Raw genomic sequence first — 4,602 nt, 5'->3', positions numbered from 1 at the left:
GGTAGTGCGCGCGGCGGCGCTCGGGTGCGCCGCCCTCCTCTACTACGCGGCGACCCATCTCTCGATCAATACCGACACGGCGGACATGCTGGATCCCCAGCTCCCGTTTCTCCAGGCCGACCGGGCGCTGGAGGCGGCCTTCCCCCAGCTCTCCGATCTCATCGTGGTGATCGTTCAGGCCGACACCGCCCACCGGGCGAACGCGGCCGCCGACACGCTCGCGGCGCAGCTCGCGCTCTCGAGCGAGCTCTTCCGCCACGTCTACCAGCCCGGTCGGGGACCGTTCTTCGCCCGCAACGGCCTGCTCTACCTCAACACCGAGGAGCTTTGGCGGCTGAGCGAGAGGCTCGCCGAAGCGCAGCCGTTGCTGGGCGCGGTGGCCCTGGATCCCAGCCTGCGCGGGCTTTTCTCCGTGCTGGAGCGCGCCCTCGGGGAAGATCTGGACGCGGAGAATCGGGCCGCACTCAAAAAAGCCCTCGACGAAATCGACGCAGCGGCGCAAGCCCTGGTGGCGGGCGCGGCGCCGCCGCGCTCGTGGCAGAAAGCGCTGTTGCAAGACGTTTCGACGTCGGCCCACGACGGGCGTAGCTTCCTTCTGATCCAGCCGCGCTTCGACTACGCAAGCCCGAGACCGGCGAAAGAAGCGCTGGATCGGGTGCGCCACCTCGCCCGAGCGTTGGAAGCCGAGCAGGGGGACGTGCAGATCCGCCTCACCGGCGAAGTCGCCATGGAGGACGAGGAGCTGGCGAGCGTGTCGCGGGGGGCGGGAATCGCCACCGCCGTCGCTTTCGCCCTGGTGTGCACCATTCTCTTCCTAGGCCTGGGGTCAACGCCGCTGGTCGCGGCCATCCTGGTCACCCTGGGCATGGGTTTGATCGGGACTGCCGCCCTCGCCGCCGCTGCCATCGGCCATCTCAACCTGATCTCGGCGACCTTCGCCGTCTTGTTCATCGGCCTGGGGGTAGATTTCGGCATTCAATTTGCGATGCGCTATCAGGAAGAGCTCGACGCGAGCCAGGACCACGCCGCTGCGCTGGCGCGGGCCGCGGCAGGTGTCGGCGGCACCCTTACCCTGGCGGCCCTCGCCGCCGCCTTAAGCTTCCTTTCCTTTGTCCCCACCGATTACCGGGGGCTGGCCGAGCTGGGGATGATCTCCGGCTCCGGCATGATGGTCGCCCTGGGGGCGAACCTGACGGTGCTACCCGCAGCGCTCAGCGTGATGGGGGTTCGCCCCGACCCGGGCGGTCCGAGGGCGGGGACGGTGCAGACCCTCTTCCTGAGCGTGCTCGCCGTCCAGCGCAACCGGCGGATCCTGCTCGGCGCCGCGGGAGTGGCGGCCGCCGGTTCCCTGCTCCTCATGCCCCAGGTCCGGTTCGATTTCCATCCTCTCAACCTGAGAGATCCCGCCACTGCGTCCGTGGCGGCTTTCCTGAGTCTCCTGCAGGACCCCTCCACCACTCCCTACACGATCGAGGTCCTGGTCCAGGATCTGGAGGCGGCCCAGGCATTGGCCGCTCGCCTGGACCGATTGGACGTGGTGGACCGGACGCTCACCCTGACAAGCTTCGTGCCGGCGGACCAGGAGGAGAAATTGCGCATCCTCGAGGATATGAATCTGGTCCTCGCGCCCCTCTTGACGTCCCCGGCGCCCGCCGCCGCCCCTACGCCCGAGGAAGAGGCGGCGGCGGTGGAGAGGTTCCGAGAAGCCCTCTTAGCTGCCAGCGCCCGCCGGAACGACGAGCTGGCCGCCAGCGCCGCGCGGCTCGGCGTCCGCCTGCAACGGCTCGCCGCCATGCCGGGCTGGCCGGAGGCGTTGACGGCGCAGCTACGGCACGGGGTGATCGGCGACCTGCCCGACATCCTGAACGCGCTGGGACAGTCCCTCGCCGCGACCCGGGTCGGCCTGGCGGAGCTTCCCGAGGAGCTGAGGCGGCGCTACGTGAGCCCCGATGGGCGGGCGAGGGTGGAGGTCTTTCCTAGGGAAGACCTGCGGGATAACGCCGCCATGGACCGCTTCGTGCGGGCGGTGCAAGCGCTCGCACCCCACGCTGCGGGCGCTCCCGTGACCTTCGTGGAGGCCGGCAATGCGGTGGTGAGGGCGTGCCTGGAGGCCACCGCCATCGCCCTCCTCGCTACCCTGAGCCTCTCGCTGGCGGCGCTGCGCAGGCTCCGGGACGCTTTTTTGGTGTTGCTCCCCGTGGTGCTGGCCGCCCTGCTCACGGCCGGCGCCTGCGTCCCGCTGGACCTTTCCTTCAACCTGGCCAATATCATCGCCCTGCCCCTGCTGCTCGGGCTGAGCATCGCCTTCGGTCTCTACTTGGTCGTGCGCAGCCGCGATAGTCGGGACCTGGAGCGCCTATTGCGCAGCAGCACGCCCCGCGCGGTCTTCTTTAGCGCCCTCACCACGGCCGTATCCTTCGGGGCCCTCGCCTTCTCCGAGCATCCTGGCATGGCGGGCATGGGCCAGCTCCTCGTGCTCGCCCTATCCTTGACCCTGGTCTCCAGCCTCCTCGTCCTGCCCGCCCTCTTGGTGGAGTGTGAGGGGCGAGGTCGCGAGGGGCGACGTTGTTGAGCGCCACCGCACTGCTGTCGAGCACCGAGGCCTTGCCGCCACCGCGCATCGACCCGCGGCATCAGTGGTATCAACCGGCCCGCGCCTTCAAGGCTTGGGTGGCCAGTCGCTTGCCCAAGTCCCAGAGCGCCCCCGGCACCCGATGACAGTCAGCGATCACCGCCTCTAGGGAAGCCACGATCCGGGTCGCTTCCCGCTCGCCGATCACCAAGGGGGGAAGGAGCTTGATCACGTTGATCCCGTGGCCGGCGACCTGGCTGAGGATGCGATGGTGCTGGAACAGGGGAATCGCCACCATCTGGCTGAACAGCCCCTTGTGGGCGCTCTCGAGTAGACTCCAGGCGGCCTTCAAGGAAAGGCTCTTGGGCGCTCCGAACTCGAGGGCGATCATCAGGCCCTTACCGCGCACCTCCTTGAGCAGCTCGTATCGATCGACCAGGGTGCGCAATGCGCCGATGAGCCGTTGTCCGAGGAGGGCAGCGTTCTCGACCAAGCGCTCCTCCCTGATCACCTGCAAGGTGGCGATGCCCGCGGCCATGGCCATGTTGTTCTTGGAGAAGGTGGATCCGTGCACCACCACCCGGTCCATGCGGTCGAACAGCGCCTCCATCACGGGCTTGCGCATGGCCACTGCGCCGACCGGCACGAAGCCGCCGGAGAGGGCCTTCGCCATGAGGATCATGTCCGGCTCCACCTGCCAGTGCTCCACGGCCCAGAAGCGTCCGGTGCGTCCCAGGCCAGTCTGGATTTCGTCGGCAACGAGCAGGGTTCCGTATTTCCGGCATAGTCTTGCCGCCTCGGCCAGGTAGTCGTCGGCAGGCAGGTTCACCCCCTTACCCTGGATCGGCTCGACGACGAAGGCCGCCACATCCCGGGCGCCCAGGGCCCGGTCCAGCGCCTCCAGATCGTTGAAAGGCACGGCCACGCATCCCGGCAGGAGGGGTTCGAAGCCCTCGCGAAAGATCTTGTCCCCGTTCAGGGACAAGGCACCCATGGTGAGGCCGTGGAAGGCGTGCTCGCAGTAGACGATCTTCGCCCGTCGAGTGGCGTAGCGGCTGAACTTGATGGCCGCCTCCACCGCCTCGGCCCCCGAGTTACAGAAAAAAACCTTGGACAGCTCTCCCGGCACGGTTTCCAGAATGCTCTCGGCCAACAGACCGCTCAGGAGGGACACGTCCAGCTGCACCAGATCGGGCAGCTCTCGGAGGAGCACGTCCTGGAGGGCGGCTATGACTTTGGGATGATTGCGCCCGAGAGCGAACACCCCGAATCCGCTCAACAAGTCGAGGTATTCGTTGCCCTGATCGTCGTAGAGATAGGGGCCGCGTGCCCTCACGTAAGTGCGGTCGTAGCCGATGGTCTTGAGCACCCTCACCATCTGGGCGTTCAAGTACTTCTCGTGGAGAGCGAAGTTGTCCCCTTGGCGCGCGGCCAGCAGCTCAGTCAGGTACGACATCGTTCACCTCGATCTCCCCTCGCCCGCGCCGCCCTGGAGGGGGCGCGAGCGCTCCGGCCACCCCGGCGGCCCGGCTCGCATGCCGCAGCGCTCGGCGGGCGAGGAGGAAGCCGGGAACGAGGGCCATCAGGGCGGGCAAGTCCCGGGGGCAGCGGGCGAGGGCCGCGAGCAGTGCCTGCAGGCGCAGGACGCCGTTCGGGTCGAGGGCGCTTAAGGCGCTTGCTGGCACTCGCCGGGGCGCAGTGTCGGCAACGGCGCGCACCGCGGCAAAGGCGATCCCCGCCTCTCGGGCGACGCGAGCGATGGCCGCAGACTCCATATCCACCGCCGCCACGGGAAACGCCCCGTGATGCGCGGCCTTGGCGGCGGCCCCTTGCAGCGGGCGCAGCACTTCGCCGAGGGGCTGCGTGCTCACTCGCAACCGCGGTGCCAGGCTCGCCAGCAGCCGCTGGTGCCACTCGGGATCCACAGGAAAGCGCTGCCCGTCGGCGGCCACCACCGCCGACGGAAGGACGAGGGCCCCGGCCCGCAGCTGCGGGTCGAGCGCCCCCGCGAAACCCCAGCTCAACAGGGC

3 protein-coding genes are annotated in these 4,602 nt (G+C 68.6%); 1 reads left to right on the top strand and 2 read right to left on the bottom strand.

Going from position 1 to position 4,602, the window contains the following annotated elements; all coding sequences use genetic code 11:
• A partial coding sequence (locus tag V7Q81_RS14800; RefSeq protein WP_333844816.1) for an MMPL family transporter occupies positions 1–2,572 on the top strand: 2,572 nt, incomplete at its 5' end.
• Positions 2,573–2,642: 70 nt separating this feature from the next.
• Here the strand turns inward: V7Q81_RS14800 and V7Q81_RS14795 are convergent.
• Entirely contained in the window at positions 2,643–4,028 is a 1,386-nt protein-coding gene (locus V7Q81_RS14795) for an aspartate aminotransferase family protein (RefSeq protein WP_333844813.1), read from the bottom strand.
• Positions 4,012–4,602, bottom strand: a 591-nt coding sequence (locus V7Q81_RS14790; RefSeq protein ID WP_333844811.1) for a phosphorylase family protein, incomplete at its 5' end; no start/stop codon positions are given. The genes V7Q81_RS14790 and V7Q81_RS14795, both read right to left, overlap by 17 nt.

Origin of the sequence: Pelomicrobium sp. (genome assembly GCF_036803785.1) — a bacterium.
In the GTDB taxonomy this organism is placed as follows: domain Bacteria; phylum Pseudomonadota; class Gammaproteobacteria; order Burkholderiales; family UBA6910; genus Pelomicrobium.
This window is presented reverse-complemented; position numbering and strand designations above follow the sequence as displayed.